This is a genomic window from Streptomyces niveiscabiei (assembly GCF_033794345.1).
Lineage (GTDB): Bacteria > Actinomycetota > Actinomycetes > Streptomycetales > Streptomycetaceae > Streptomyces > Streptomyces niveiscabiei.
Window position 1 is genome coordinate 57,336 of sequence record NZ_JARAYJ010000008.1, and the last position, 25,242, is coordinate 82,577.

A 25,242-nucleotide genomic window follows, 5' to 3' on the forward strand; every position below is an offset into this window, starting at 1 on the left:
TCTCCTCTCAGCCCCGCAAGGCTCGCGCGTACGGCGTGACCTCGGCGGGGTCGGCGTCGGGCCGCTGATGGCTGAAGTAGCGGTCGTAGAGGCGGCGGTAGGCGCCGCCCCGGGCCAGGAGGGTCGTGTGGTCGCCCTCCTCGACGATGCGGCCGTCGTCGACGACGACGATCGTGTCCGCCTTGCGCACGGTGGGCAGGCGGTGGGCCACGATGACGGTCGTGCGGTTCGCGGCGAGCGCTTCCAGACCCTCCTGGATCTGCGCCTCCGTCAGTGGGTCGATGCTGGCGGTGGCCTCGTCGAGAACGAGGACGGGCGCGTCCTGGAGGAAGACGCGGGCGAGGGCGACGATCTGCCGCTGGCCGGTGGAGAGATTGCGTCCGCCGTCGTCGGTCGGGGTGTCCAGGCCCTGCGGGAGCTGCGCCAGCCAGTCGCCGCCCGCCACCGAGCGCGCTGCCGCCTCGATCTCGTCCCGCCCGGCACCCGGACGGCCCCGCGCGATGTTGTCGGCGACCGTTCCGGAGAAGAGGAACGGCGTCTGCGTCACCACCCCGAGACAGCGCCGGTACCGGTCGAGGTCCAGGGTGCGCACATCGAGGCCGTCGATCTCGATCCGGCCCTCCTGGAACTCGTACGCGCGCGTGATCAGCCGCACCACGCTGGACTTCCCGGCCCCGGTGTGTCCCACGAGCGCCACGGTCCGGCCCGCCGGGACGGTGAGGTTCACCCCCTTGAGCACGGGACGGGCGGCGTCGTAGCCGAAACGGACGTCGCGCAGCGTGATCTCGCCCCGCAGCCGTGGCACCGGGATCCGGTCGCGCTGGCGTACGGCGGGCTCTCGGTCGACCAGCGCGAAGACCCGCTCACCGGCGGCCAGTCCTTGCTGGAGCTGGCTCCAGAACGAGGCGATGCTGGTGAGCGGCGCCCAGAACAGGGCCAGGGCCTCCAGGAACAGCACCCACTCGCCCGGCGACACGGAGCCCGCTTCGACGCCGTGGCCGCCCACCAGGACCACGGCGACCGTGCCCAGCCCGGTGAGGGAGATCAGCAGCGGGAAGATGCCGCTGAACAGCCGGTTCAGCCGCACGCTGGCCGAGAACCACCGGCGGTTGACCTCGTCGAGGCCGGCCTGCGCAAACCGCTGGTGGCTGTGGTTGCGGGCCACGGCGACACCCCGCAGCGTCTCCTGGACGTATCCGTTGACCTCGGCGAGCGCCTGCTGCTGGCGGCGCGAGGCACCGCGCGCCGCACGCCGGAAAGCGAGGCTGACGACGACGATGACGGCGGCCACCAGAGCCGTCACCAGCGCCAGCGGCACGTTGATCACGAAGAGCGCGGTCAGCAGGATCACGATCATCAGCACCTGCCCGAGCAGGCTGAGCACCAGGCTGATCAGCGTCGCGAACGCCTGGGTGTCGTTGGTGACGCGGCTCACCACCACTCCTGTCGGGTGGGCGGCATGGAACGCCATGTCCTGGCGCATGGCCGCTGCGAACGCCCGCTCCCGCAGCCGGAGCACCACGTCACCGGCCAGCGTCCCGGTCACCCGCTCCTGGAGCAGGGTGAGCAGCCAGGCGGTGACGCCCGAGACGAGGACGGCCCCGATCAGCAGGGCCAGGTGCCGGTCGCCCGCGTCCTCCAGCGCCGAGTCCACGGTCCGGGCCAGCAGCAGGGGCACGGAGCTGCCCGCCGTCGCGGCGATGACCACGGCGAGCGTCACGAAGGCCACGGCCCCGCCCCTGCCCCGGAAGTAGGGGGCGATGCGGCGGGCCAGCTCACGGTCACCGTAGCGGCGGTCGTAGCCGTCCGGTTCGATGCCCTCCAGCAGAAGTGCCATCAGGGGTTCTCCTTCTCGGCGTCCGCGCCGGCGGGCGCCGGTTCGCTCAGGTAGGGCGCGAAGATCCGGCGGTACAGGGAGCAGCCCCGCATGAGCTGTTCGTGAGTGCCCTGGCCGACGATCCGGCCGGCGTCCAGGACGAGGATGTGGTCGGCCGCCCGGACCCGGGACAGCCGGGGCGTGACCAGGAACGTGGTGCGCCCGTTCGCCGCCTGCCGCATGGCGCGCTGCACCTCGTACTCGGTGGCGCTGTCGACGGCGCTGGTCGCGTCGTCCACGGCGAGCACGCGGGGGTCGGCGACCAGCGCGCGGGCGATGGCGAGCCGCTGGCGCTGCCCGCCGGAAAGGGTGGCACCGCGTTCGCCGATGACGGTGTCGTAGCCGTCCTCGGTCGCCGTGATGAAGTCGTGCGCCTGCGCGATGCGGGCGGCGGCCTCCAGTTGGGCGCGGTCGGCGCCGTCGCCCGCGCCGAGGCCGATGTTCTCCGCGATCGTGCGGGAGAACAGTACGACGTCCTGTTCGACGACCGAGATCTGCGCGCGCAGCGCTCCGACGTCCCAGCCCGTGGTGGCGACACCGTCGATCAGAACCCGCCCCTCGTCCGGGGAGTAGGTGCGGTTCAGCAGGTGGAGCAGGGTGGACTTCCCGCTTCCGGTGGCGCCGACGACGGCCACGGTAGTGCCGGGAGGCACGCAGAACGACACGTCGCGCAGCACTGGCTCGCCCGGCCGGTAACCGAAGGTGACGTGCTCCATGGCGACCTCGCCCGTGACGGTCGCGCGGTGGCCGCCGTCCCGCTCGTCCTCGTCGTCGGGGTCGTCGACGACCTCCTTGATGCGCTGCGCCCCCGCCAGGCCGAGGTGGATGAGCCCGAGGCTGAAGGACGCCAGCTGGGTGGGACCGCGCAGGGTGCCCATCAGCCCGAGGACCGCGACGAGTTCGCCGATGGTCAGCGAGCCCGCCCGCAGCAGGAGCACGGCGTGCACGAGGGCGCCGACGGTGGCGAGGGCCAGCAGCAGCGGCGGCAGGGCCAGTGCCTGGACGCGGACCTGGCGCACGGAAGCGTCCCGGTAGGCCCTCGCCAGTTCGGCGAACCGGGCGTGTTCCCGGTCGGCGCCGCTGGTCGAGGCGACCACCTCGACGCCGGTGACGCTCTCGGACGCCTGGGCCGTCATGGCGCCGAAACGCTCCCGCGCGAGGTCGGAGACGGGTTCGAGGCGCCGCCCGTGTTCGGCGAGAGCCACCGCGAACAGCACGACGAAGGCGACGGGCGACACCAGCAGCCGGGGATCCACCAGGGCGATGAAGACGATCGGCATGAGGATGTTCAGCGCGAGATCGACCGCCAGGTCGAAGCCGGGCGACACCATCAGGTTCAGCGACTCGGCGTCCCCGGTGGCCCGCGCGGACAGGTCACCGACCCGGCGCCGGTTGAAGTACCCCTGGTTCTTGCGCAGCAGGCTGGCGAACACCCCGGCGCGCGCGTCGCGTTCGAGTCCGCTGGCGAAGGACTCGAGACAGTAGGTGGAGGCGATGCCGCACACGCCCCGGACGAGGACGAGCCCGAGGAGGACCGCGGCGATGGTGTGGAAGCCGGACCTTTCCTCGCCCGCGTCCTCCGCCAGGACGGCATCGAAAGCCAGCCCCGTGACCAGCGGGATCGCCGCGGTCAGCGCCTGCCAGACCACACTGCCCAGCAGGAACACGGCGATGTACGGCCCGAAGGGTCGCATCTGCCCGAGCAGCCAGCGCGGCACATCGTCCCCGGCGGCCGGATTCTTTCCGTCCGAAAGGTTCTCCATGGTCATCTGCGCTCCTCTCCGCGGGTTTTCGGCCATGACTCGATGAATTTCACGGCGGACGGCGCACAGGGATTTCCGCCCCGCCTTCGAATTCGGCTCGGCGGACGGCGGAATGGCGCGACCGAGGCCCGGGGAGGGTGCGCTGCAGCTCGGAAGCTACTTGTTTTCACCCCGAAACGAAAGTCCCGGTACGCGGGGTCCGAAAATACCTGCGGCTTGAAAATTAAATCATCGGCCGGGGTGGCGCCTCGTCGGCATTCTTATGGTTGATCCCATCCAAATCGTCTGGGTACTGTGACGGGGGCCAGGCGTCATTTCCAGGCCCCGGTCAGATGTATGACTGAAATAAGAAAGGAGTGCGAGTGAGTCAGACGCTGCGCCACCCCACGATTTCAGGAGAGCAGCTGATGGTGACCACTCTGGTGCGCAACGGGTTCCTACAGCTCGGATTGCGGGCAGCGCTGTCCACGACTCCCCTGGTGCGGGAGGCGAGACACTGCGGTGACTGGAACGAGGTGGAGGACACCTTGGGCGCCCATCGAGTCGACGTCCTGTTCCTGCACGAGAAGGACTACGGCCTGGGCCGCGACGTACTCGCCGGCGCCCGGAGCCCGCGCCCGAAGGTTCTGTTGTTACTCAGCGGCAGCGACGTGCCCGGGGACGTCCTCTCGGGTCCCCCGGTCCCCGACGGATTCCTGGTCGAGAGCGAACTGACGGCCACCGCGGTCGAGGACGCGCTCCAGCGGACCGTGGCGGGCGAGGTGCCCATGCCCACTTCGGTCACCCGCGCGCTTCTGCACCGGGTCCAGGAGCCACCGGAGGGCCGGAGCCGTGTCCTTGCGCTGACCGGCCGGGAGCGCGAGGTACTGCCGTTGCTCGCCGAAGGGCTGAGCAACAAACAGATAGCCCGGCGCCTCGGCATCTCCAGCCACGGTGTCAAACGCATCGTCGCCAGTCTGCTGCTCAAGCTGGGGGCACCCAACAGGACCGCCGCGGTGGTCATCGCGATACAGAACGGCCTCCTCGCCTGACCCGCAGGCCCGGCACGAGTCGCGCCGCCCCGCCCGGTGCCGCGAGCCGCACGGCGCTCGCCGCACCGGGCGGGCGCCCGTTCGGCGCACCCGGACGGGCCGCCCCGAAAGCGCCGGTGACGACCGCTCACCGTCGCGGCTACGGTGAGCCGAAGCGCGGCCCACCGCGCGATATCGCCCGGGTCCAGGCCCGTCGCCGGCCTGGCCGTGCTGGAAAGGAGCGAGCCGTGGCCGAGTCCGTCCGGCACTGTGTCTCCTTCGGCGGACGACGGGCCGTCAACGCGCCGGCCACCTGCGCGCAACGGCACATCTGGAACCTGATCCGACGTCAGCTGCCGGACACCGCCTTCTACGACGTGTGCCACTGGACGGCTCTGCCGGGCCACGGCACCGCACACGACCTTCTCGACGTCTACGCCGAACTCGTCAGCCGGCACGAGTCGCTGCGCACCGGCTTCCACCTCGACGCGGACGGCCTGCTGATCCAGCGGGTCGTGGACTCGGGGACGTTCGAGGCCGAGGTATGGACCCTCCGGCGCGAGGAGGATCCCGCTGCCGTGCTGGACGCCTGGCGGCGGCGCATGAGGTACACCGCCTTCGACCCCGCCCGCGCCCCGCTGATCCGGTTCATGGCCGTCCTCGTCGAAGGCGCACCTGCGCTCGCCGCGTTCTGCGCGTCTCACCTCGCGGTGGACCTGACCTCCGTGCGGCTGCTGGCCGACGAGATGATCCGGCTGCTCGACGCCACAGCGGCAGGCCGCCTCCTGCCGCCGCCGGTACCGGCACGGCAGCCCGTGGAGCAGGCCCGGATGGAGAACTCTCCGCGCGGACGGGCACTGCTGGCGCGGGCACACACCTACTGGCGCCGGCAGCTCACGACCGCACCCGCCACCCTCTTCCCGCCGCGAGGCACCCCGACGGCCCCGGTCCGCTACAGCGCCTCCATGCGCTCCCGCGCGGTGGCCCTCGCGGTACCGGTACTGGCCCGGCGCTGGCGGGTCAGCACGTCCGTTGTTCTGCTGACCACCGTCGCCGGCCTCCTGTGCCGTCGCGCCGGGCTCCCGGCCTGCACGCTCCGACTGCTCACCGCCAACCGCTCGGACCCCGAACTGCGCGCCACCGTCGGCAACCTGCACACGGAGGTCGCCGTGACCATCGAGGTGGAGGGCGACCGCGTCGAGGACATTGCACGCCGTGCCCTCGCCGCGTGCACCGCTGCGTACGCGAATGGCCTGTACGACCCCGACGAGGTGGCGGACCTGATCGCCGTCGGCCACGGGCCCGGTGCGCCGGTGGACCTCTCCTACTGCTTCAACGATGTCAGGGAAGAACAGACCCTGCCCGACGGGGCCGACGGCCGGGTCACGGCCCAGGGTGCCGACCTGCGGGCCGCGATGGCCGACACCGTCGTCGAGCCCGACGATTTCGAGGAGGGGGAGACCTTCTTCCTCGTGATCGATGACGAGGAGCCGGGCTGGATCCGGCTGGTGCTCAATGCCGACCACCGGGCGCTGACTCCGTCCGAGGTCCATGGCTTCTTGAGTGACGTCGAGCGCTCGCTCGTCGAGTACGCAGAAGCCGCGACGCCGACGACCGCCCGTCCCTGAACGAGCCTCCGCGCCGGCCCGACGAGCCCGGCGCGGGCGCGGTCTGAAACGTGAGCGCGTACGCCCGATGCTCCCCGAAAGTCCCAGCATCCGCCATGAGCTTTCGGCCGGGCCTTCGGCGTAGCCGGATGGCCCTAGCCCAAAGTAGGGGTGTCCGAGCTCGGAGGTCCCGGCAAGACTGTTCTGCGAGTCGCCCGGACCATGACAGGCCGGGCGTACGGTCCGAGGATCCGGCGCCGCGATGCCGGACGGCGACCGGCCGAGCCGCTTTTCCGCCCGCCACCTGACGGCGACCGCCCTGCGCGACCTCCTCGTGATGGGAACCCATGTCCGCATTCGTTGACCGACCCGCCCGCCGCGCCACCCCGAACGACCGTGACCGTGTGCCATCCCAGGAGTGGGGACCGGTACCGGTCGAGAACCCGGCGACCGGTGAGGTGTTCGCCCACAGCCCCGGATGCTCCCCCGAACGTCTGGACGCCGTGCTGGAGGACGCGGCCCGTGCCTTCCCCGGCTGGGCGGCGACCCCCGTCGAGGACCGCCGCGAACGCCTTCTCGCGTGCCACCGGGCCCTGCTGGCCGCGCTGGAACCGATGGCCGCCCTGCTCACCACTGAGCAGGGCAAACCCCTGAGGCACGCCGAGGCGGAAGTCCGCCTGGCTGCCGACTGGTTCGCTCACACCGCACGGCTGGAACTCTCGCCGTGCCGACTGGTTGACGAGCCCGCCGTCCGCGTCGGACTGGAACGCGTCCCCCACGGTGTGGTGGCCGCCGTCGCGCCTTCCAACTACCCCGTCCTGCTGGCCGTCTGCAAGATCGCCCCCGCGCTGCTGGCCGGCAACACCGTGGTCCTCAAACCCTCCCCGGACACACCGCTGACCAGCCTGAAGGCGGGCCTGATCCTGAGCGAGGTCCTGCCCGCAGGCACGTTCGCCGTAGTGGACGGCGGCGCCGCGCTGGGCGTCCGGCTCACCGGCCACCCCCTGGTCAGGCTGATCTCGTTCACCGGCTCGGCCGGCGTCGGCAGAGCCATCGCCCGACAGGCGTCGGCCGACCTGAAACGGGTCGTGCTGGAACTTGGTGGCAATGACGCAGCGGTCGTCCTGCCCGGCACGGACGTCGCCGCAGTCGCGCGGGGCCTGTTCACCCGGGCCATGACCAACAGCGGTCAGTACTGCGCCGCCGTCAAACGGGTCTACGCCCCCCGAGACCGGTACCACGAACTCGGCGAGGCCCTGGCGGACGTGGCGAACACGGCTGTCGTGGGCGACGGACGCGACCCGGCCACCGAGTACGGCCCTCTCGTCAGCCGCGCCCACCTGGAGCGGGTCGCGGGACTGGTGGACGACGCAGTGGCCGCCGGGGCCCGCGTCCTGGTCGGCGGCCGGGCCCTGGACCGGGCCGGCCATTTCTATCCTCCCACTGTCGTCACCGGCCTTCCGCCGGGCAGCCGCCTCGAAGAGGAGGAGCAGTTCGGCCCGGTGATCCCGGTCCTCCCTTACGACGACCCCCGGCAGGCGATCGCCCGCGTCAACGCCTCGTCCTACGGACTGGGCTGCTCCCTGTGGGGCGACGAGGACCGGGCGCGGGCCCTGGCCGGCCTGCCGGAGTGCGGAACCGTGTGGATCAACACCCACGGCGACCTGCGGCACGACGTGCCGTTCGGCGGGCACCGGCACTCAGGGATCGGCGTCGAGTACGGCGACTGGGGTCTGCACGAGTACACGCAGCTCAAAGTGCATCACGTCGCGCTTCATCAAACAGATCGGGAGATGTCATGAGTGACCGCACAGCGTCCGGTACCGCAGGACCCGAAGACGTCGACCTGACCGGGGTCGACGTGTTCGTCGGCGGCCCCATCCAGCACGCGATCCACGGCGACGGCTTCCACCAGCCGCTGCGGCGCACCATCCGCGGCATCGTCGACGCTGTCTCGGCCGCGCACGGCACCGTCTTCTCCGCCCATGTCGCCGAGCGGTTCGGCGCGGACACATCGCAGTTCTCGCCGGATCAGGTCAGTGTGCGCGACTTCGGCTGGATGCGCCGCTGCGACGTGTTCGTCCCGGTGCTGCCGGTGGACGGCGCTGGTGAGTTGATCCGCACGGACGGTACCCATGTCGAACTCGGCTGGGCCTCCGCGCTGGGCAGGCCGATCGTCGTCGTCACCCCACTGCCGATGGCAGCGGGCGCCAGCCACTTGCTGCGCGGTCTGCCCTCTGTCGCTGACGTCACCCTCTTCGACCTGGCAGAGGCGGACGCTGACCCCGCCGAACTGCTGCGGCTGATGGAGAAGCTGGGCCGGGCGGCCGTGATGGCGAAGTGAGGGCCGCCGACAGTGCCGACGTCACGCCGGCCGCGGTGGAGGTTCTTGGACTGCGCCTGAAGTCTCCCGTCGTCGTCGGCTCCGGTCTGCTCACCGACCAGGAACGCAACATCCGCAGACTGCTTGACGGCGGAGCGGGAGCCGTCGTCACCAAGACCATCCATCCCGACCCCGGCCCTCTGGGCAACGAACGCCTGCTGCGGCTGCCCACCGGCATGCTGAACAGCACCACCTACTCCCGGCGTTCTGTGGCCGACTGGTGCGCGATGCTGAGCCGGTTTGCCGCCGACGGCCTGCCAGTGATCGCCTCCGTGTACGCGAACTCCCCGGCGGAACTCGCCGATCTCGCGGAGCGCGTGACGGACGCGGGCAGCGCCGCCTTGGAACTCGGTATCTCCTGCCTCAACGAGGAAGGCGGTGCCCCGCAAGACACCCCTGAGCGGGTCGCCGCCTACACAGAGGCGGTACGAGACCGCACGCAGGTGCCGTTCAGCGTCAAGCTGGCGATAGGAGAGCAGGTGCGCGACCGCGTCGACGCCGCCGTCTCCCACGGCGCGGCCGCGATCACCCTGAGCGACACCATCGCCGGCCTGGCGGTCGACGCCGACACCGGTGAGGTGCGCCTCGGCGGGGCGTTCGGCTACTCGGGACCCGGCATCAAACCCCTGGTGCTCGCCGAGATCTTCGCGCTGCGCCGCGCCGGAGCTACCGTGCCGATCCTGGCCTGCGGCGGGGTCGAAGGCGCCACCGACGTCGTGGAGTACCTCAGCGTGGGCGCCGAGGCCGTGCAGGTCTACACGGCTCTGCACCGCAACACGCACACCACCCTCCGCGCCATCGGCCGTGGCTTCGACGAGTGGCTCGCCGAGCATGGCGGCACGGCGGCGGACCTGGTGGGACGCGGCGTCAAGAGGTCATGAGGTGAAAGCGATGAGACGACGCACCACACACGTGCCCTGCTACGGAGACCTGACCAGCCCGCAGGTGCCCGAGGCCGTGGAAGGCGCCACCTTGGTCTGGCCGGTTGGAGGACTGGAGCAGCATGGCCCGCACCTTCCGCTGTCGGTCGACATGGACATCCCCGAAGCCTTGGCTCGGCAGGTGGTCGCGCAGACCGGCGGCCTGCTGATGCCGGGCCAGCCGGTCTCGGCCAGATCTCTGCCGCAGAGCGGAGGCGGATCGCGTTTCCCGGGCACGGTGCACCTGAGCGGCACCACGTTCATCCACTACCTCACCGACTGCCTCACGTCCCTCTCCAGGCTCGGACTCGGCCGACTCATCGTGATCAACGGGCACTACGAAAACGAGGGTCTGCTGTTCGAGGCGATCGACAACTGCTCTCCGGACACGCTCTTCCCCACCACCGAGGTGATCGCCTTCAGCTGGTGGAGCCTTGTCACCGAGGAGTGGCTGGGCGAGCACATCCCCCGGTTCCCGGGATGGCACGCGGAGCACGCGGGCCTGACGGAGACGAGTCTGATGATGTACCTGCGCCCGGGCACCGTCCGCGCGGAGCGCCCCGACCATGCCTCGCCGCCGCCCGCCGGGGTGTACCGGCACCCTGTCGACGCGGACGAGATCTCCGAGCGGGGTGCGCTGTCCTCGGCTGTGGGCGCTTCGGCGCAACTGGGGGAGAGCCTGTTCTGGCACCTGGTCGACGGCGCCGTCGCGCTTCTCGGTAGGCCGCCCCTGGACCTGTCCGTACCCGCCGGCGAAGCCACCCCGAGTCCCGCCGCCCGCTCCGCGTGAGCACCGCCGTGCCCTCCGCACGACGTACCGGCCGCATTCCACCCACCCACGCCACCTCCAGGGAGTTATGCCAATGCCATCGACCAGGCCGTACGAGGACTACGACGTGTGCGTGGTGGGTCTGGGCTACGTCGGCGTCACACTCACCGCCGCACTGCTGGCCACGGGCAGAACCGTGCTCGGCCACGAGACCGACTCGAAGGCGGCGGACGAACTCGCCCGAGGCGTACTCGAACTGGCCGAGCCGGGTGTAGAGGAACAGATCGAGGCCGGGATCGCGAGTGGTGCCCTCGCCGTCACCACGGACATCCACGGACACGGACTACCACCCGTGGTGATCGTTTGTGTCGGCACCCCGGTCGAAGCCGGCACCGCCACACCTGATCTGAGCCACCTCCGGGCCGCTGTCGGGGCGATCGCGGCCGGCATCGACGAGACCACCCTGGTCGTCGTCCGCAGCACCGTGCCCGTCGGCACCTCGAGGGGCCTGGTGCTGCCTGCCCTGCGCGACCGGGTCCCTGAACCGCTGATCGCCTACTGCCCGGAGCGCACTGTCCAAGGGCGGGCCCTGGCGGAGCTGCGGTCCCTGCCGCAGATTGTCGGCGGCCTGAGCGACGAGGCGGGCAAGCGGGCGGCGGTTTTCTTCGCCACTCTCACCGACCAGGTCGTGCCCGTGTCCTCGCTGGAGAGCGCCGAACTGATCAAGCTGGTGTGCAACTGCCACACGGATCTGATCTACGGCTTCGGCAACGAGGTCGCCCTCATCACCGAGAAGCTGGGCCTGGACGCGCAGGAGGTCATCGACTCCGCCAACCTCGGCTATCCCCGCCCCGCTCTGCACAAACCGGGCTTCGTCGGCGGCAGTTGCCTGACCAAGGACCCCTACCTGCTCGCCCACTCGGTCGCGCCGTACGGCCACACACCTCGGCTGATCGGCGCGGCCCGCACCCTCAACGAGTCCCTGCCGCGCAGGGTGGGCGAACGGGTCCTGACCGCCTTGCGGGAGAGGGGCAAGGACCCGGCAGAAGCCCGGATCCTGCTCTCGGGTTTCGCCTACAAGGGCCGGCCCGAGACCGACGACCTGCGCGGTGCTCCCTACGAGAGCCTGCTGCCATACCTCAGGGACCGGGTCAAGGAGATCGTCGGCCACGATTTCGTGGTCCCGAAGGACCACATCGAGGCACGGGGCGTCCGGGCGGTCGGCCTGGCTGAGGGCTTCACCGGCGCGCACGCGGCCATCCTCCTCAACGACCACCCGAGCTACGGCACCGTCGATGCCGCCGACCTGGTCGCGCGCATGGCAGAGCCGGCACTGGTCTATGACACCTGGCGGGTTCTCCCGCCCACGACGAAGGCGATGAGGCTCGGCCGTGCGTAAGAAGATTCTGATCACCGGCGGAGCGGGCTTCATCGGCCTGCATCTGGCCCGCCGCCTCGCGGCCACGTGCGACGTCACCCTGCTCGACGACTTCAGCAGGGGCCGCACCGACGCGGAGCTGGACGAGCTCCTGGACAGGGCCGAACTCGTCGAGCACGACCTGACCACACCCATCCCCGACGGACTGCTCCAAGGCGACTTCGCCGAGGTCTACCACCTGGCCGCCGTCGTCGGCGTCGCCCGGTCCAACGACGACCCCCTGCGGGTCCTGCGCACCAACATCCTCACCACCGTCCACCTCCTCGACTGGCTCGTCGGCCGCACCGCAACCACCCTCTGCTTCGCCTCGTCCAGCGAGGCGTACGCGGGCAGCGTCGAAGCCGGCGCACCCGTCCCCACTGCCGAGGACGTGCCGCTGCTGCTCCCCGACCTCACCGTGCCCCGTACCTCCTACGGCTTCAGCAAGATCACTGGCGAACTGCTGTGCCGCACCTACGCCCGCGTCCACGGCTTCCCGCTGCGTATGGTCCGCTTCCACAACGTCTACGGCCCCCGTATGGGCTACGACCACGTGATCCCCCAGTTCATCGAACGGCTCGCCGGCGGCGCGGACCCCTTCGAGATCCACGGGGCCCACCACACCCGCGCGTTCTGCCATGTCGACGACGCCGTCGACGCCGTCATCGCCCTGACCGCCCTGCCGACGAAGGAATCACTCCTGGTCAACGTCGGTAACGACCAGGAGGAGATCCCCATCGAAGACTTGGCCCGGTGCGTCTTCGATGTCATGGGACGGCACCCGGCCGTCGACGTCCGCCCCGCGCCCCCGCTGTCACCGGCCCGGCGCTTGCCCGACCTCTCCCGGCTGCGGGACCTGACCGGGTACCGCCCCCGCGTCCCTCTGGACGAAGGGCTGCGCCGCACCTGCGCGTGGTACCTGAAGGACCTGGCAGCACGCGGAAGCGGGGTGTGAGCGGCGTGCGCGTACGATACGTCCACCGCGGCTACTTCCCGGCACGCGCCGGGGCCGAGCTGATGACGCAGTACCTTGCCGTCGCGATGACCCGCCTCGGCTGGGACACCGGCGTGTACTCGAACACCGTCGACGTCGACACCGCCGCGTTCCTGCGGAGCGCCGGCGTGCGTGTCCAGTCCCTCCCGGCCACGCCCGACGACACCGAACGGGCGGACCTGGTCCACGCCATCGACGCCTTCCACCCGCAGGACATCGCGGCCGGCCTGGAGTTGGCCCGCGCCTGGGACGCGCCCTTCGTGGTCACTCCCGCGACCGCCCCGGACGTCTGGCCGGACCGTGAGACCGTGCTCGACGGATGCAGACGCGCGGACGCGGTCTTCGCCCTGTCCACGGCCGAGCACGACATGCTCTGCCACGCGGGCGTCGACACCTCGAGACTGCACATCATCGGTCAGGGCCCGCACCTGCCCGGTACTCCCGACCCCGTACGGTTCCGCCGCCACCACGGCATCGAGGGCCCCATCGTGCTGTTCCTGGGACGCAAGACGCGCTCCAAGGGCTACGTCATGCTTCTGGAGGCCACCCGGCACGTCTGGGCGGAACACCCGGACGCCACCTTCGTGTTCATGGGATCCCGCTGGGACGAGGACTGCGCGCAGCGGTTCGCCGAACACGCCGATCCCCGCGTCATCGAGCTCGGACTGGCCGACGAGGACGCCAAGCACAGTGCCCTCGCCGCCTGCGACCTGCTGTGCGTGCCCTCCACCGTCGACCTGTTCCCGCTCGTCTACGTGGAGGCGTGGGCCTGCCGCAAACCCGTCATCGCCTCCACCTTCCTCGGCAGCGAGGAAGTGGTCGCCCACGGCAGGGACGGGCTCCTGGTCCGCCCCACCGTCCGGTCCGTCGCCGAGGCCGTCGGCAGGCTCCTCGCCGACCCGGCCGAACGCTGTGCCATGGGACAGCACGGATACGACAAAGTCCGCCGAGATCTCGGCTGGGACGCGGTCACCGAGCGGGTCCACACCGTCTATCGCAGGTTGACAGCCGTCCGCAAGTGAACGGAGAAGGCCCGATGAGAGCAGTCGTACTGGCCGGTGGCGAGGGCCGCAGGTTACGGCCCACCACCCTGACCGTCCCCAAACCCCTCGTACCCGTCGACGGCGTGCCGATCCTGCACATCATCCTGACCCAGCTCAGGAGCGCGGGTTTCACCCATGTGTCGCTCTCCCTCGGCTACCGGGCCCGCATGATCGAGGCGAGCCTCGCCGACGACCGCTGGTCCGGGCTGGACCTGGACTTCTTCCTGGAGGAGGAGCCCCTGGGCACTGCCGGCCCGCTCACTCTGCTGCCGCCCTTCGAGGATTCCACCCTCGTGATGAACGCCGACCTGCTCACCGACACCGACTTCGCCGACCTGGTCCGGTGCCACAGGAAGTCCCGCGCCGCCGCCACGGTCGCCCTCAGCCGACAGGGCGTCGACCTCGCACACGGCGTCGTAGAACTGGATCAGGAGCGGCAGGTGACCAGCTTCCGCGAGAAGCCCCGGCTGAGTTTTCTCGCCAGCGGAGGCATCTACGTGCTGGAACCCTCTGTGCCCCGACTGCTGGCACCCCGCGCCCGCTGCGACATGCCCGCTCTGCTGGAACGGGCCCGAGCCGCGGGCGAGCGAGTCGAGGGCCATGTCATCGAGGGGGACTGGCACGACATCGGCACCCCCGAACAACTGGAGCGGGCCACCGCCGCGTTCCGGGCCGACCGGGCCCGCTACGTGGGCCGGCCGCGCGCGGACATCGGCGCTCTCCAGGAGGCGGCACGCCCATGACGGACTTCGAGATCCCGCTGTACGGCCCGCGGATCGGGCCGGCCGAGACAGAAGCGGTCGTCAGCGTCCTCAAGTCCGGATGGTTGTCCGCAGGTCCGGTCACCGAGGACTTCGAGGGGAAGTACGCCGCCGCACTGGGCGTCGAGTCCGCCGTCGCCGTCAGCAGCGGCACTGCGGCCCTGCACCTGGCCGTCCTGGCGCTGGGACTGGGTCCCGGTGACGAGGTCGTGCTGCCCTCGCTGAACTTCGTCTCCGCTGCGGCGGCCGTCGCCCTGTCCGGCGCCACACCGGTGTTCGCCGATGTCACCGGCCCGCACGACCTGTGCCTCGACCCCGCCGACGCCGCGCGCCGGATCACCTCGCGCACCCGGGCCGTCGTCGCCATGCACTACGGCGGCCATGCCGCCGACCTGACGGCACTCGGCCGGCTGGCCCGCGCCCACGGCATCGCCCTGATCGAGGACTGCGCGCACGCTCCCGTCACCGACTCCGCCCACGGCATGCTCGGCACGGTCGGCGACATCGGCTGCTACAGCTTCTTCGCCACCAAGAACCTCGCCATGGGGGAGGGCGGCATGGTGGTCGCCCGGGACCCCGCCGTGGCCGACAGGATCCGGCGGCTGCGCTCTCACGCTCTGACCGTCAGTGCTCAGCAGCGCCACGGCGGCGGACCCGCGGGGTACGACGTCGATGCCCTGGGCCTCAACTACCGGCCCACCGAGATCGGCTGCGCTGTCGGCCGGGTCCAGCTGGAGTCCCTGCCGGCCGCGCAGGCCCGCCGGCAGGATGCCGTCCGCGGGTACCGTCGGCGGCTGGCCGCATTGCCCGGACTCGTCGTGCCGTTCGTCGGCAGGCCTGTCGAGGACGGTGCCCACCACCTGCTTGCGGTGGTGCTGCCTGAGCATGTCGACCGCGAAGCCCTGCGAGATCGGCTGCGTGCGGCGGGGATCCAGACCGGCGTGCACTACCCGCCCACCCACCTCTTCACTGCCTACCGTCGCCGCTGCGTGGGCGGACCGGACCGGTTACCGGTCACCGAGGACGTGATGGCGCGCCAGCTCTCACTGCCGCTCCACCCGGGCATCGGCACGGCCGAGGTTCTGCGGGTCACTGAGGCGATGAGCGCCGCATGGCGGGAGGCACGGTGACCGGCGGCCGGGTGACGTGTGCCGACGGCGCCCTGCGCCGCGACGGGCGCCCGTTCGTCAGCGTAGGTGTCAACTACCACCCCTCGCCGACCGGTTGCGACTACTGGCGGGAGTGGGACCTCGCCCGGATCGACGACGACTTCCGCCGGATGGCCGAGGCGGGCCTGAACACCGTGCGCTTCTTTGTCTTCTGGGCCGACTTCGAACCCGAGGAAGGCGGTTACGACCCGGTGATGACGGGCCGGCTGCGGGAGCTGGCCAAGACCGCCGGCCGATACGGACTGGTCTGCCTCCCCTCGCTGCTGACGATCTGGATGAACGGCCAGCGGTTCGACCCGCCCTGGCGGGCAGGCCGGGACCTGTGGCGGGACGCGGACATGCGTGAACGGCAGCGGGCCTTCGTGCACCACATAGCGGGTTCACTGAGCGGCGAGCCGAACATCCTCGCCTACGACCTGGGCGACGAGGTGATCCACGTCGACTCCACGTCGTCCGCGTCCCTCGGTGCCGAGGAGGTCCGCGCCTGGTGGGGAACACTTGCGTCGGCGATTCGTGACGCCGACCCGCACGCTCTGGTCCTCCAAGCCAACGAGGCGTCTGCTGTGCACGGCGGACACGCCTTCCGCCCGGAGCACGCGTGCCCCCTGGACCTGGCCGGACTGCACGGCTTCCCGGTGTGGACGCCCTTCCACATCGAGTCTGCCGCCGCCCGCAAAGCCACCGCCTTCCTGCCCTACCTCGTCCGGCGGGGCACTGCCCATTTGCCTGTTTATGCCGATGAACTGGGCAGCTACGGCTGCGACGAGACCACGGCGGCGCTGTATCTGCGGGCGGCGTCCTACTCGGCCTTCGCGGCTGGCGCGATCGGCACCGCGGTCTGGTGCTGGCAGGACTTCACCACCGGACGCAAGCCCTACGCACTCAGGCCCAACGAACGGTACGTCGGCCTGCTGGCCGAGGACGGCCGCGAGAAGGCCGCCCTCGCCGAGTACCGGGCGTTCGCGCGGTGCGTGACAGGCGAACTCGCCGGATTCCGGCCACTGCCCGCTCCCGTGGGAGTCCTCGCCCCCGAACCGCGGCCGCAGGACGAGGCCGGATACCTGACGCCCTCCGGCAGCGACGCACCCGCCGCGTTCTACGCCCACCTGCTTCTCCAACAAGCACACCTGCCTTACGAGTTCACGCGCCACGACACCGGACTTGAACGCCACACCCTGCTGATCCATCCCTCGGTGAGGACACTGACGCTGCCCGACCGACGGAGTCTGGAACGGTTCGTCCGTTCCGGTGGAGTCCTCCTGTACTCCACCGGCAGCCTGCTCGACGCCGCCGGCGACGAAGAACTGTTCGGCGTCCGCGTACGGGACTTCACCCGGGCCGCCGGCGCGCACGACCACTTCACCTGGGCAGGCGAACGGTTCCCGCTGTACTGGGACGACGGCCCGATCCCGGTGATCGACACGGCGGGAGCCGACACCCTGGCCGCGTTCGCCGACGGCTCGCCCGCTCTGACCCGCCACAGCCTCGGCGAAGGACGCGTCTACTACCTCAACGCCCCCCTGGAAGCTCAACTGAACTCCCCCTACCGCCTTGCGGAGGCCGCCTGGCACCGGCTGTACGAGGCGATCGCCGAGGAAGCGGGCGTACGCGCGCCGCTGACCGCGGACGACCCGTCGGTGGAAACCACCGTGCTCGGACGCGGCGACGAACGCTGCGGCGTCGTGATCAACCACGACCTCCGGCCGGTGCGTACGACGGTACGGCGCCCGGAGGCGGAGGGTGCTCCGGGAAGCGCGGAGCACCTGTCGCTGGAACCCAAGGAAGTGCGGCTGCTGTTCTGGCGCGAGGCCACCTCCGCACGGCGTCCCGGCCTCGCAGGGCACCTTGAGGAGCAACAGGCATGATCATCGACGCGCATGTGCACGCGGGCGAGTACTACCGCCACTACCCGGCCCCCTTCGCCGAACAGATGACGGCCACCACCGGCCTCGCACCCGAGGACCTTTCCGCACCGGAGACGAAACTCCTCGCCGAGATGGACGCGGCGGGAGTCGGGCATGTCGTCCTGCTGGCCTTCGACGTACGCCGCGTCGAGGGGTTCTCGGTGCCGAACGAGTTCGTCGCCGCGCTGTGCGCCAGCCACCCCGATCGACTGACCGGCTTCGCCTCCGTGGACGCGGGTGTCCCGGGCGCTGCCGACCGCCTGCGTGCGGCGGCACGCGACCTCGGCCTGCGCGGACTGAAGACCGCCCCCTGCTACCTGCGTATGTCACCCGCTGACCGCCAGTGGTACGAAGTGTACGAAACCGCCGCAGAACTGGGCCTCCCGGTTCTGATCCACACCGGGTACACGCCCTCACGCAACGCCGACGGCCGGTTCTTCTCCCCGCTTCTAGTCGAGCGGGTCGCCCGGGACTTCCCCGGCCTGACGATCGTCCTCGCCCACCTCGGCACACCTTGGACCCGCCAGTGCCTCGACCTGCTCGCCCGGTACCCCGACCTGTACGCGGACTTGTCGATCTTCGGCTCCTACCAACCCCCCGCGACGGTGGCACGAGCACTGGCCCACGCGCGCGACAACGGCGTCCTCGACCGGCTGCTGTGGGCCACCGACTTCCCGTTCGCCTCCATGACCGAGTCCGTGACCCGTATGAGGGAACTCGCCCGGAACCCCGCGCTGTGGCCCGCCGGCAGCGGTCCGCTCACGCAGTCCGAGTACGCGTCCCTGATGGGAGGCGCGGCGGCGCGGCTGCTCGGCCTCCAGGCGTCCTCCCCACCCCGACGAGATGAGATCTCATGACGTTCGTCCACGGCCACGAGTTCGACGCCATGTCACGCCGCCCGCTGTACGGGGACGTGACCCAATGGCTGGTCGACATCTGCGAACCCCCGGACAGCGGTGTCGTCGCCGACATCGGCTGTGGCTCGGGCCTCGCCACCGAATTGCTCCTGGAACGTTTCGGGCACGTGGGCACTGTCGTCGGAATCGACCCATCGGAGCACGAACTGGCCATCGCGCGGCTCCGCTTGCGTGATCCCCGGGTGCGCTTCGTGCAAGGGCGGGCGCAGGATGCGGACTCCTTGACCGGGCCGGTGGACGTCGCCGTCCTGAGCAACGTGATGCACCAGATACCCCGAGGCGAACGTGCCGCGGTGATCGCCGGGTGCCACCGTCTGCTCGTGCCGGGCGGACGCTGCGTTCTCAACACCCTGTTCTACGAGGGAGCAGTTCTTCCCGAGACCCGGCCCTTCTACGCGCACTGGCTGCGGGCCACGCGTGACGCCCTGCGGGAACGGGGCGAGGATCTTGTACTCGCACGCGACAGGCCGACAGCCCTGGAGACGCTGACTCCGCGCGGGCACGAAGAGCTGTTCGTGCGGGCGGGTTTCTCCCGGACCGGGGTACGGGAGGTGGTGTTCACATGGAGCCTGCGGGACTGGGAGGCGCTGTGTACGTACTCGGTGTTCGCGGAGGGGGCCACCGGGGTCCGTGACCCAGGACTCGCCTCCGCGGCGCTGGCTCAGGGACTGCGGATCACTTTCGAGCGGCTGGGACTGACCGGGGTGCCGCGGCGCTGGCTGTTCGCGTGGGGGGTCAAGTGACTCGAACTGCGAAGGAGTCCGTCCGGGCAGGGGAGTGCGGCGTCAGCAGGCTCGGCGGCTTCGCAGCATCCGCGGCCGAGACTCAGGAGGACACGTGAGAGCGCTTCAATGGCACGGTCCACGCCGGGCGGTCGTCTCGGACGACGTCGTCACGCCCCGTGTCGATGAACCGCGAGACGCCGTCGTCCGCGTCGTCCGCAGCGCGATCTGCGGCACCGACCTTCACCCGTACCGGGGTGAGATCGACGGGTTCACGCCCGGAACGGTCACCGGCCACGAATTCACCGGCGTGGTCGAGGCGGTCGGACCCGAGGTGCGCGGCCTCGGGCCCGGCGACCGGGTCGTGGCCTCGGACGTCGTCGCCTGCGGGCGCTGCCGCTCCTGTGGCCGAGGCTGGCACTACCAGTGCGAACGGGTGGGTCTGTTCGGATACGCGACCGTGGTGGGCGACCGTGCCTATGCCGGGGGACACGCCGAGTATGTGCGGGTGCCCTTCGCCGACACGGTGCTGCATCCGATCCCCGACGACGTCGATGACGAGCGGGCGCTGTTCGTCGGGGACGTCCTCGCCACGGGCTACGCGTGTGCCGTGGGTGCCGAGGTGCGCCCCGGGGACACGGTGGCGGTGGTGGGCTGCGGTCCCGTGGGCCTGCTCGCCCTGGAAGCGGCCTGGACCCTGGGCGCAGCACGGATACTCGCCGTCGACCCGTCGGAACGCCGGCGGAAACTGGCCGCCGAACGCGGTGCGCGGCCCGTGCCGGGCCCGCTCGACGTCGAGCGGCAGATCCGCGACCTGACCGGGGGGCGTGGCGCGGACGCCGTCCTGGAAGCCGTGGGCAGCGACGCCGCGCTGCTGACCGCGCTCAACGTCGTCCGGCCGCACGGAGTGGTGTGCGCGGTGGGCTCCCATGCTTCCGACGCGATGCCCATGCCGACACGACTCGCGTTCGCCAAGGAGATCACGCTGCGCTTCGCCGTCGGCAATCCCATCAGGGACTTCGAACCGCTGATGAACCTGGTGCGCGCCGGCCGTGTCGACCCCACCTTTCTCATATCGCACCGCATGCCCCTGACCGACGCCGCGCAAGGGCTCCGGCTGTTCGACTCCGGCGAGGCCACCAAGGTGGTGCTGATTCCGTGAACACCCCCACGACCCATGGAGGAACCATGACGGACAACCTGACAGGCACCGACATCTCCACCGCGCGCCGGTATGGACGGCTTCCGCACGAGCCGGGCGACGCGCGGGCGGCGGCGGAGGTGGTGCGCGGTATCTGGGCGCACGTACTGGAAGTGAGCCCCGACTCCGTCGACGTCCACCACAGCGACTTCTTCGAGATGGGCGGATACTCGCTGCTCGCCTTGCAGGCGATCGGCAGGATTCTGGCCGCGTATGGGGTCGACGAAGTCGAGGCAGTGGAGTGGGAAGGGGAACTCCTCAACCGGCTGTTCGAGAACGCGACGGTCGAGGGACAGGCCGAGTTCCTGGCAGAGAAGGGGTGCGGTTCACCGCTTGGGTGAGCGCGCGTCGAAGGGCGCCTGGCGGGCTTCTGCCCCAAGCCGGGCGCCCTTCGGGTGGACTGGGCGGAGGGCGCGTCGACGAGGTGCCGGCAGCAGGCTTTCACGGTTGCGGTCCCTCACCGGCTTCGCGATCTACCCGAGGCTCCTCGCCTCCGGTTCCGTGCAGACGGCACCGATCCCGGCCATGGCGGCGCTGACGGCCTGATGCGCCTCCGCGGCGATGTGCTCGCCCTCCGCGGCGCTTCCCGCACACACGACGACACCCAGTGAAGGCCGGTGCCCGGCGAGTGCGCGGACGGTCGACGGGTACGCCCGAACGCCTCGCTCCCACAGTTCCTCGAACACGGGGCGGACGTGTGCCGCGTACGACGTGGAACTGGTGAACCGCAGCGGCAGCGAGTCGTGGGTGTAGGCGACCGGGCTGTCACCGGCCCACCGCTCCGCGAGCGCGACCGCGTGCATGGCGCCGGAGCGCCGGGCGTTGATCTCGGTGACGTAGAGCTCGTCATCGGTGCTGAGAAGACAGTCGATCGTCATCCAGCCCCGGTACCCGAGCGACCGGGCGAATCCGTGAACGGCGGTGCCCAGTGCGGAGAGCCGTTCCTCCAGTGAGGGTTCGAGGACTCCCGGGCCGAGGGCGAGACTGCGGTAGCGCAGCCCGTCGACGCCGAGCACGCTGTATTCCATCCGCGGTGTTTCGCCGTCACCGACGAGGACGTCCACGGCGGGACACCCCGCCTCGTGCTCGACGTACTCCTGGACGGTGAGCGGGAAGGTGCCGAAGAAAGGCTCGCGCTTCAGGGTCCGCCAGAAGCGTGTGACATCTCCGTCCGCTTCGCTCTGCACGACGGCGGAACCGTAACCGCCGACGCCGTACATGCTCTTGACCACGGCTCGGCCGCCCCTGCCCGCGATCGTCGAGACCGCCCCTTTGAGCTGGCCCCAGCTGACGACCGTGATTCCCCGCGGCACGCGGAAACCGGGGATACGGGAGGCGAGCTCGACGCAACTCAGTTTCGACTCGAGGTATTCGCACGACCAGTAATGCTGCGGTTCGGCGATGTCCAACCGCACCTCGTGGCCCTGGCCGCGGAGTGCCGCGGCCAGGGAGTACAGCTCGGGCGACGCGCCGAAGGACACGAACCGCACGGTGCGCGATCCACTGGTCGCCGAGTACAGCGTGGCGAGTGCCCGGCCGTCGTTGAGCAGGTCGTGCACCAGACGGCCGGTGTGTGGCGTCGGCGACACGACCGGCGGGACCGGACTGCCGAGGCCCGCGTGGACGTCGGCCAGCCAATCCGGGCAGTAGCCGGCCGGGAGCATGAGCACACGGTTCTCGGCGCTCCAGAAGACACACTGATCGGCGAACCCCGTGCCGTGCTCGACGAGGTCGTGTTCCACCCCCGGGTCAAAATCCAGGAGTCCGTGTTTCAGATTGAACTCGACGATATTCGGGATCACCAGGTCGATGCTTTCGGGCACCTTCTCCAGCCTTCCGTCGAGGCTTGTTTCTAGTAGCTCGAATGCACACCGGGCGTGAGTAGATGTCTCTCCGAACCGTTCAAGGCCGGCGAGAAGACGCACATCAGTGTCATGCCGTGCTGCGAGCGGAGCACATGAGGCTCTCCCATGCCGGGGGCGTACAGCATTCCCGGCCTGATGTCGAAGACGCCGTCGGCCGTCTCCACGGAACCGGATCCGGACACGCAGTAGCACACTTCCTGGTGATTGTCGTACCTCAGATACGACTCGCTTCCGGGCTCCACATAGGTCTCGGTGAGACTGAATCCCAACTTGTCGGCCTGAACGAGCAGCCGTCGGCTCGTCCCGTTTCCCCAGTTGACGTCGAGTTCGCTCCCTACGACATCTTCAACCGCGCGCACCAGCAAGGTTCACCTGTCCAGGATTAGTTAGTTCCGTCAGGGTCGTCAATCGAGTCTATGGAACGTGGGATCGGTGTTCTACGGGAAGAACGGGTATGGCCGATCGGCTATACCCGCCGATGCGTGCGTAAACCTGGGGGTGTTGTTTCGGCTGCAAAATCTGTAGCTTGCGCATGAGGCGACCCTTCGGAGGTTCAGGAATGACGTACGCACAGGAGAACGCTCACCTCGACCGACACAACGTCTTCTCCTCGGCGGAACTGCGCGAGCTGACCCGCCGTTCCAGCGGGCCGGCTCTGCGCCGCTTGTCGGTGCACTGCCTGCTGTACGCCGCGGTGGTGGCAGGTGCACTGGCTGTCGATCGGTGGTGGGCGATCGGGTTGAGCTGGGCACTGGCCGGTGTCGTGGTCGCCTCGCTGCACAATCTGCTGCACTGCGCCTCACACGGCACTTTCGTCCGCACCCATCGCGGAAACCGGGTCGCCGGGCAGATCGCCGGCACGTTCATTCTCATCAACAGTGCCCTGTACCGAGTGTTCCACATGCACCATCATCGCAACACGCACACCGCGCATGATCCCGAGCCCGACGGTGTCATCACCACTCTGCGGGAATATGGAATCGCCATGCTCAACGTGGATTACCTTGTCGGTTTTCTCCGTATGTCGATTGCTTCATTGTGGCGTAGGTACCCTTATTTCGTGAAAACCGAACGTGCTCGCTCCGTCATACGCCGTGACACCTGGATACTGCTTCTGTGGATCGCTTGCGCGACCGTCCTGACCGTTCTGTGGCCTATGGTGATGCTCACCGCCTACATCATGCCGGCGTGCGTCGGATGGGTCCTGAACAATTTTTCCATCATGCCCGAGCATTACTACGCGGAGCGGACCGACGACCCTTGGCGCAACACCAACTCCGTCTACACCGGGAGCAGGTGGTTCGGATTCCTCAACTGGAACACGAACTATCACGCCGAACACCACCTCTACCCCGGGGTCCCGGCCTGGAATTTGCGCGAGGTGTCAGAGCGCGTCCGTGATCGCCTAGCGTTCACCGAAACCTCCTACATCCGCTTTCACGTACGCCTCATCTCGGATGTGATCAGTGGACGTGCGAAAGAACAGGAGCGGGCGTTCGTGCCGCAGGAGGGCCGGGCGACGAGCTTCATCTATCCGCTGGCGAAGGCCGAGTGACGGCACCGACTCCGGCTCGCCCGGCTGTGAGTGGTCCGAGTCCAAGGCGAGTCCAGTTGCCGCGGGGCAGCCGTCGGGGAAAGCGGGGCTTCGTGATCACTCGGGAAGGGAAGAGTCGTTTCGGCCAGACTGCCGCGAACCTGGGCTGTCGACGGTTCGGGCACGGTGGTGACCTGGCGTTCACGCAACCTGCGGGTCCGTGCGACCCTGCGGGAACAACCCCGCGGCCATGCGCGCACTGGCTTCCGCCCGCCTGGTCCGCGGCGGTCAGGATCGCCGCCTCGTGCATACGCGGCGAGGGTGGGATCCGGAGAACTGCCTTGTGCGGAAAGGGCGATGACGCCGTGCGGGGGCGTCGTTCTCGGTAGGCCGGCTCGGCGTGGTGGAGAAGATCCGTCTCGCACGCGCCGCCTGCTGCGCGGACGGGGAGCTCCAGGTCGCGACGGAACACATGCGCTGCACGGGTGACCCGAGGCCGGGGACGACGGAACACCGGCTGCGCCGGCACGACTGCCGCAACAGCGCCGAGCGCAGGACCGGCACCGACTCCCGCCTCACCGCGCGGGGTTGGCCGCGCTCCTCGCCGGGGAGCGGGCGCGGCTGGACGTCGGTGAGGTCACCGGGGAGCCCTCGTTCCGCGACGTCCACGAGCGGATCGCGTACGCCTGCGCCCATGGCCCGCGCCCCGCACCCCCGAGGTCGAGAGCCTGCCGGCCGCCGCCGACACCGTCGTCCGCGAGACGGCCGCCGAGGACGCCAAGGACGCCAAGGACCAGGAGGGCCGCAACACCGCGCTGCGGCACCCGCTGCTGCTCGGCCGGTGGGGGAACGCGCTGCGGGAACCGGGCCGGACGACGGCGGTGCGGGCCCGCGAGAACCCGTACGTGCTGGCGGCGGGCGAGGCGAAGGCGGGTGCCTCCGCGCTGCTCGTCGAGCGATACCCCCGGGAGTACGCCTACGTGCTCGGTGTCCCGCGCCCTGTGTAGGAGCGGGACGGCGTCCTGCCCCAGGAGCTGGTCTCCAGCCCCTGGCGGGCCGAGCTGAAGCGGGGGGTCTTGGCGGCACTGGCGGACGGGAGTTGGGCCCCGGAAGCCTCGGAAGGGTGAACTCCAGTGGTCAACTTGCGGTGATTTGTCCGGAATATAGGCTTTGAGATGTCACCCCTTCTCTAGGAGTTGATTTCCATGGGCATGGAACGCACGTTGCCGACCGAACTCACCGTCCAGGTGGACCACCTGATCGACGCGCCCGAACAGGACGGTGTCTATCAGGACAGCGCCGAGTGCGCGGCCCTCCTGCTCGTCGGCGCTGCGCTGCTGCTCTCGCCGCCGACCCCGCGTCCGACGAAGCCGGCGAAGAGCTAGAG

Annotated in this window: 24 protein-coding genes; 19 read left to right on the forward strand and 5 right to left on the reverse strand. The window is 70.0% G+C overall.

Annotated features, from left to right (window positions below):
- Positions 1-7 precede the first annotated feature (7 nt).
- Together PV682_RS13385 and PV682_RS13390 are read right to left on the reverse strand one after the other, a co-directional pair.
- On the reverse strand, positions 8-1,837 hold the full coding sequence (locus PV682_RS13385) for an ABC transporter ATP-binding protein (protein WP_319729055.1): 1,830 nt from the start codon (positions 1,835-1,837) through the stop codon (positions 8-10).
- The gene (locus tag PV682_RS13390; RefSeq protein ID WP_319729057.1) at positions 1,837-3,645 is read right to left on the reverse strand and encodes an ABC transporter ATP-binding protein; all 1,809 of its coding nucleotides are present in this window, start codon (positions 3,643-3,645) and stop codon (positions 1,837-1,839) included. Before PV682_RS13390 ends, PV682_RS13385 begins: the two co-directional genes overlap by 1 nt.
- A gap of 401 nt (positions 3,646-4,046) precedes the next feature.
- On the opposite strand from PV682_RS13390, the gene PV682_RS13395 reads away from it, so the two are divergent.
- From PV682_RS13395 to PV682_RS13470, 16 genes are all read left to right on the forward strand, one after another.
- Positions 4,047-4,670: a helix-turn-helix transcriptional regulator gene (locus PV682_RS13395; protein WP_319729060.1), complete on the forward strand. Its 624-nt coding sequence runs from the start codon at positions 4,047-4,049 to the stop codon at positions 4,668-4,670.
- A gap of 227 nt (positions 4,671-4,897) precedes the next feature.
- The gene (locus PV682_RS13400) at positions 4,898-6,277 is read left to right on the forward strand and encodes a condensation domain-containing protein (protein WP_319729062.1); all 1,380 of its coding nucleotides are present in this window, start codon (positions 4,898-4,900) and stop codon (positions 6,275-6,277) included.
- Positions 6,278-6,660: 383 nt separating this feature from the next.
- Entirely contained in the window at positions 6,661-8,058 is a 1,398-nt protein-coding gene (locus PV682_RS13405) for an aldehyde dehydrogenase family protein (RefSeq protein WP_319729064.1), read from the forward strand.
- Positions 8,055-8,600 carry a hypothetical protein gene (locus PV682_RS13410; protein WP_319729067.1) on the forward strand — a complete coding sequence of 182 codons (546 nt, stop codon included), beginning with the start codon at positions 8,055-8,057 and terminating at the stop codon, positions 8,598-8,600. The genes PV682_RS13405 and PV682_RS13410 overlap by 4 nt, the downstream gene beginning before the upstream one ends.
- A 35-nt stretch (positions 8,601-8,635) precedes the next feature.
- Entirely contained in the window at positions 8,636-9,520 is an 885-nt protein-coding gene (locus PV682_RS13415) for a beta/alpha barrel domain-containing protein (RefSeq protein WP_319729069.1), read from the forward strand.
- Positions 9,521-9,530: 10 nt separating this feature from the next.
- On the forward strand, positions 9,531-10,349 hold the full coding sequence (locus PV682_RS13420; protein ID WP_319729071.1) for a creatininase family protein: 819 nt from the start codon (positions 9,531-9,533) through the stop codon (positions 10,347-10,349).
- Positions 10,350-10,422: 73 nt separating this feature from the next.
- The gene (locus PV682_RS13425) at positions 10,423-11,727 is read left to right on the forward strand and encodes a nucleotide sugar dehydrogenase (protein ID WP_319729073.1); all 1,305 of its coding nucleotides are present in this window, start codon (positions 10,423-10,425) and stop codon (positions 11,725-11,727) included.
- Positions 11,720-12,700: an NAD-dependent epimerase/dehydratase family protein gene (locus tag PV682_RS13430; RefSeq protein ID WP_319729075.1), complete on the forward strand. Its 981-nt coding sequence runs from the start codon at positions 11,720-11,722 to the stop codon at positions 12,698-12,700. The genes PV682_RS13425 and PV682_RS13430 overlap by 8 nt, the downstream gene beginning before the upstream one ends.
- A 5-nt stretch (positions 12,701-12,705) precedes the next feature.
- Complete coding sequence (locus PV682_RS13435) at positions 12,706-13,761, forward strand: glycosyltransferase family 4 protein (protein WP_319729077.1); 1,056 nt, start codon at positions 12,706-12,708, stop codon at positions 13,759-13,761.
- Between the two features lie 14 nt (positions 13,762-13,775).
- Positions 13,776-14,525 (forward strand): sugar phosphate nucleotidyltransferase, encoded by a 750-nt coding sequence (locus PV682_RS13440; RefSeq protein ID WP_319729079.1) that lies wholly within the window; start codon positions 13,776-13,778, stop codon positions 14,523-14,525.
- Positions 14,522-15,673: a DegT/DnrJ/EryC1/StrS family aminotransferase gene (locus PV682_RS13445; protein WP_319729081.1), complete on the forward strand. Its 1,152-nt coding sequence runs from the start codon at positions 14,522-14,524 to the stop codon at positions 15,671-15,673. The genes PV682_RS13440 and PV682_RS13445 overlap by 4 nt, the downstream gene beginning before the upstream one ends.
- On the forward strand, positions 15,655-17,577 hold the full coding sequence (locus tag PV682_RS13450; RefSeq protein ID WP_319729083.1) for a beta-galactosidase trimerization domain-containing protein: 1,923 nt from the start codon (positions 15,655-15,657) through the stop codon (positions 17,575-17,577). The genes PV682_RS13445 and PV682_RS13450 overlap by 19 nt, the downstream gene beginning before the upstream one ends.
- Positions 17,574-18,473, forward strand: a complete 900-nt coding sequence (locus PV682_RS13455; RefSeq protein ID WP_319729085.1) for an amidohydrolase family protein — start codon at positions 17,574-17,576, stop codon at positions 18,471-18,473. The genes PV682_RS13450 and PV682_RS13455 overlap by 4 nt, the downstream gene beginning before the upstream one ends.
- Positions 18,470-19,276 carry a class I SAM-dependent methyltransferase gene (locus PV682_RS13460; RefSeq protein ID WP_319729087.1) on the forward strand — a complete coding sequence of 269 codons (807 nt, stop codon included), beginning with the start codon at positions 18,470-18,472 and terminating at the stop codon, positions 19,274-19,276. The genes PV682_RS13455 and PV682_RS13460 overlap by 4 nt, the downstream gene beginning before the upstream one ends.
- Positions 19,277-19,370: 94 nt before the next feature.
- Positions 19,371-20,417, forward strand: coding sequence for an alcohol dehydrogenase family protein (locus tag PV682_RS13465; RefSeq protein WP_319729089.1), 1,047 nt, complete (start codon positions 19,371-19,373; stop codon positions 20,415-20,417).
- Positions 20,418-20,443: 26 nt separating this feature from the next.
- A complete protein-coding gene (locus PV682_RS13470; RefSeq protein ID WP_319729091.1) occupies positions 20,444-20,797 on the forward strand; it encodes an acyl carrier protein in 354 nt (117 codons plus the stop codon).
- Positions 20,798-20,929: 132 nt separating this feature from the next.
- On the opposite strand, the gene PV682_RS13475 is transcribed toward PV682_RS13470, so the two are convergent.
- Both PV682_RS13475 and PV682_RS13480 read right to left on the reverse strand, forming a co-directional pair.
- Positions 20,930-22,279 carry a hypothetical protein gene (locus tag PV682_RS13475; RefSeq protein WP_319729094.1) on the reverse strand — a complete coding sequence of 450 codons (1,350 nt, stop codon included), beginning with the start codon at positions 22,277-22,279 and terminating at the stop codon, positions 20,930-20,932.
- Positions 22,280-22,308: 29 nt separating this feature from the next.
- Entirely contained in the window at positions 22,309-22,680 is a 372-nt protein-coding gene (locus tag PV682_RS13480; RefSeq protein ID WP_319729096.1) for an ectoine synthase, read from the reverse strand.
- A gap of 200 nt (positions 22,681-22,880) precedes the next feature.
- On the opposite strand from PV682_RS13480, the gene PV682_RS13485 reads away from it, so the two are divergent.
- Positions 22,881-23,876 (forward strand): fatty acid desaturase, encoded by a 996-nt coding sequence (locus tag PV682_RS13485; RefSeq protein ID WP_319729108.1) that lies wholly within the window; start codon positions 22,881-22,883, stop codon positions 23,874-23,876.
- Between the two features lie 554 nt (positions 23,877-24,430).
- Here the strand turns inward: PV682_RS13485 and PV682_RS13490 are convergent.
- Positions 24,431-24,679 carry a hypothetical protein gene (locus PV682_RS13490; RefSeq protein ID WP_319729110.1) on the reverse strand — a complete coding sequence of 83 codons (249 nt, stop codon included), beginning with the start codon at positions 24,677-24,679 and terminating at the stop codon, positions 24,431-24,433.
- Between the two features lie 57 nt (positions 24,680-24,736).
- Here PV682_RS13490 and PV682_RS13495 point away from each other — a divergent pair, with 57 nt between their 5' ends.
- Together PV682_RS13495 and PV682_RS13500 are read left to right on the forward strand one after the other, a co-directional pair.
- The gene (locus PV682_RS13495; protein WP_319729112.1) at positions 24,737-24,862 is read left to right on the forward strand and encodes a hypothetical protein; all 126 of its coding nucleotides are present in this window, start codon (positions 24,737-24,739) and stop codon (positions 24,860-24,862) included.
- 198 nt (positions 24,863-25,060) lie between these two features.
- A complete protein-coding gene (locus PV682_RS13500; protein WP_055721676.1) occupies positions 25,061-25,240 on the forward strand; it encodes a hypothetical protein in 180 nt (59 codons plus the stop codon).
- Positions 25,241-25,242: the final 2 nt, after the last annotated feature.

Bases quoted from the DNA above. Each gene is read 5' to 3' on its own strand.
- PV682_RS13385 (WP_319729055.1), bottom strand. From the start codon at position 1,837: ATGGCACTTCTGCTGGAGGGCATCGAACCGGACGGCTACGACCGCCGC.
- PV682_RS13390 (WP_319729057.1), bottom strand. From the start codon at position 3,645: ATGACCATGGAGAACCTTTCGGACGGAAAGAATCCGGCCGCCGGGGAC.
- PV682_RS13395 (WP_319729060.1), top strand. From the start codon at position 4,047: ATGGTGACCACTCTGGTGCGCAACGGGTTCCTACAGCTCGGATTGCGG.
- PV682_RS13410 (WP_319729067.1), top strand. From the start codon at position 8,055: ATGAGTGACCGCACAGCGTCCGGTACCGCAGGACCCGAAGACGTCGAC.
- PV682_RS13420 (WP_319729071.1), top strand. From the start codon at position 9,531: ATGAGACGACGCACCACACACGTGCCCTGCTACGGAGACCTGACCAGC.
- PV682_RS13425 (WP_319729073.1), top strand. From the start codon at position 10,423: ATGCCATCGACCAGGCCGTACGAGGACTACGACGTGTGCGTGGTGGGT.
- PV682_RS13440 (WP_319729079.1), top strand. From the start codon at position 13,776: ATGAGAGCAGTCGTACTGGCCGGTGGCGAGGGCCGCAGGTTACGGCCC.
- PV682_RS13445 (WP_319729081.1), top strand. From the start codon at position 14,522: ATGACGGACTTCGAGATCCCGCTGTACGGCCCGCGGATCGGGCCGGCC.
- PV682_RS13450 (WP_319729083.1), top strand. From the start codon at position 15,655: ATGGCGGGAGGCACGGTGACCGGCGGCCGGGTGACGTGTGCCGACGGC.
- PV682_RS13455 (WP_319729085.1), top strand. From the start codon at position 17,574: ATGATCATCGACGCGCATGTGCACGCGGGCGAGTACTACCGCCACTAC.
- PV682_RS13460 (WP_319729087.1), top strand. From the start codon at position 18,470: ATGACGTTCGTCCACGGCCACGAGTTCGACGCCATGTCACGCCGCCCG.
- PV682_RS13470 (WP_319729091.1), top strand. From the start codon at position 20,444: ATGACGGACAACCTGACAGGCACCGACATCTCCACCGCGCGCCGGTAT.
- PV682_RS13485 (WP_319729108.1), top strand. From the start codon at position 22,881: ATGACGTACGCACAGGAGAACGCTCACCTCGACCGACACAACGTCTTC.
- PV682_RS13500 (WP_055721676.1), top strand. From the start codon at position 25,061: ATGGGCATGGAACGCACGTTGCCGACCGAACTCACCGTCCAGGTGGAC.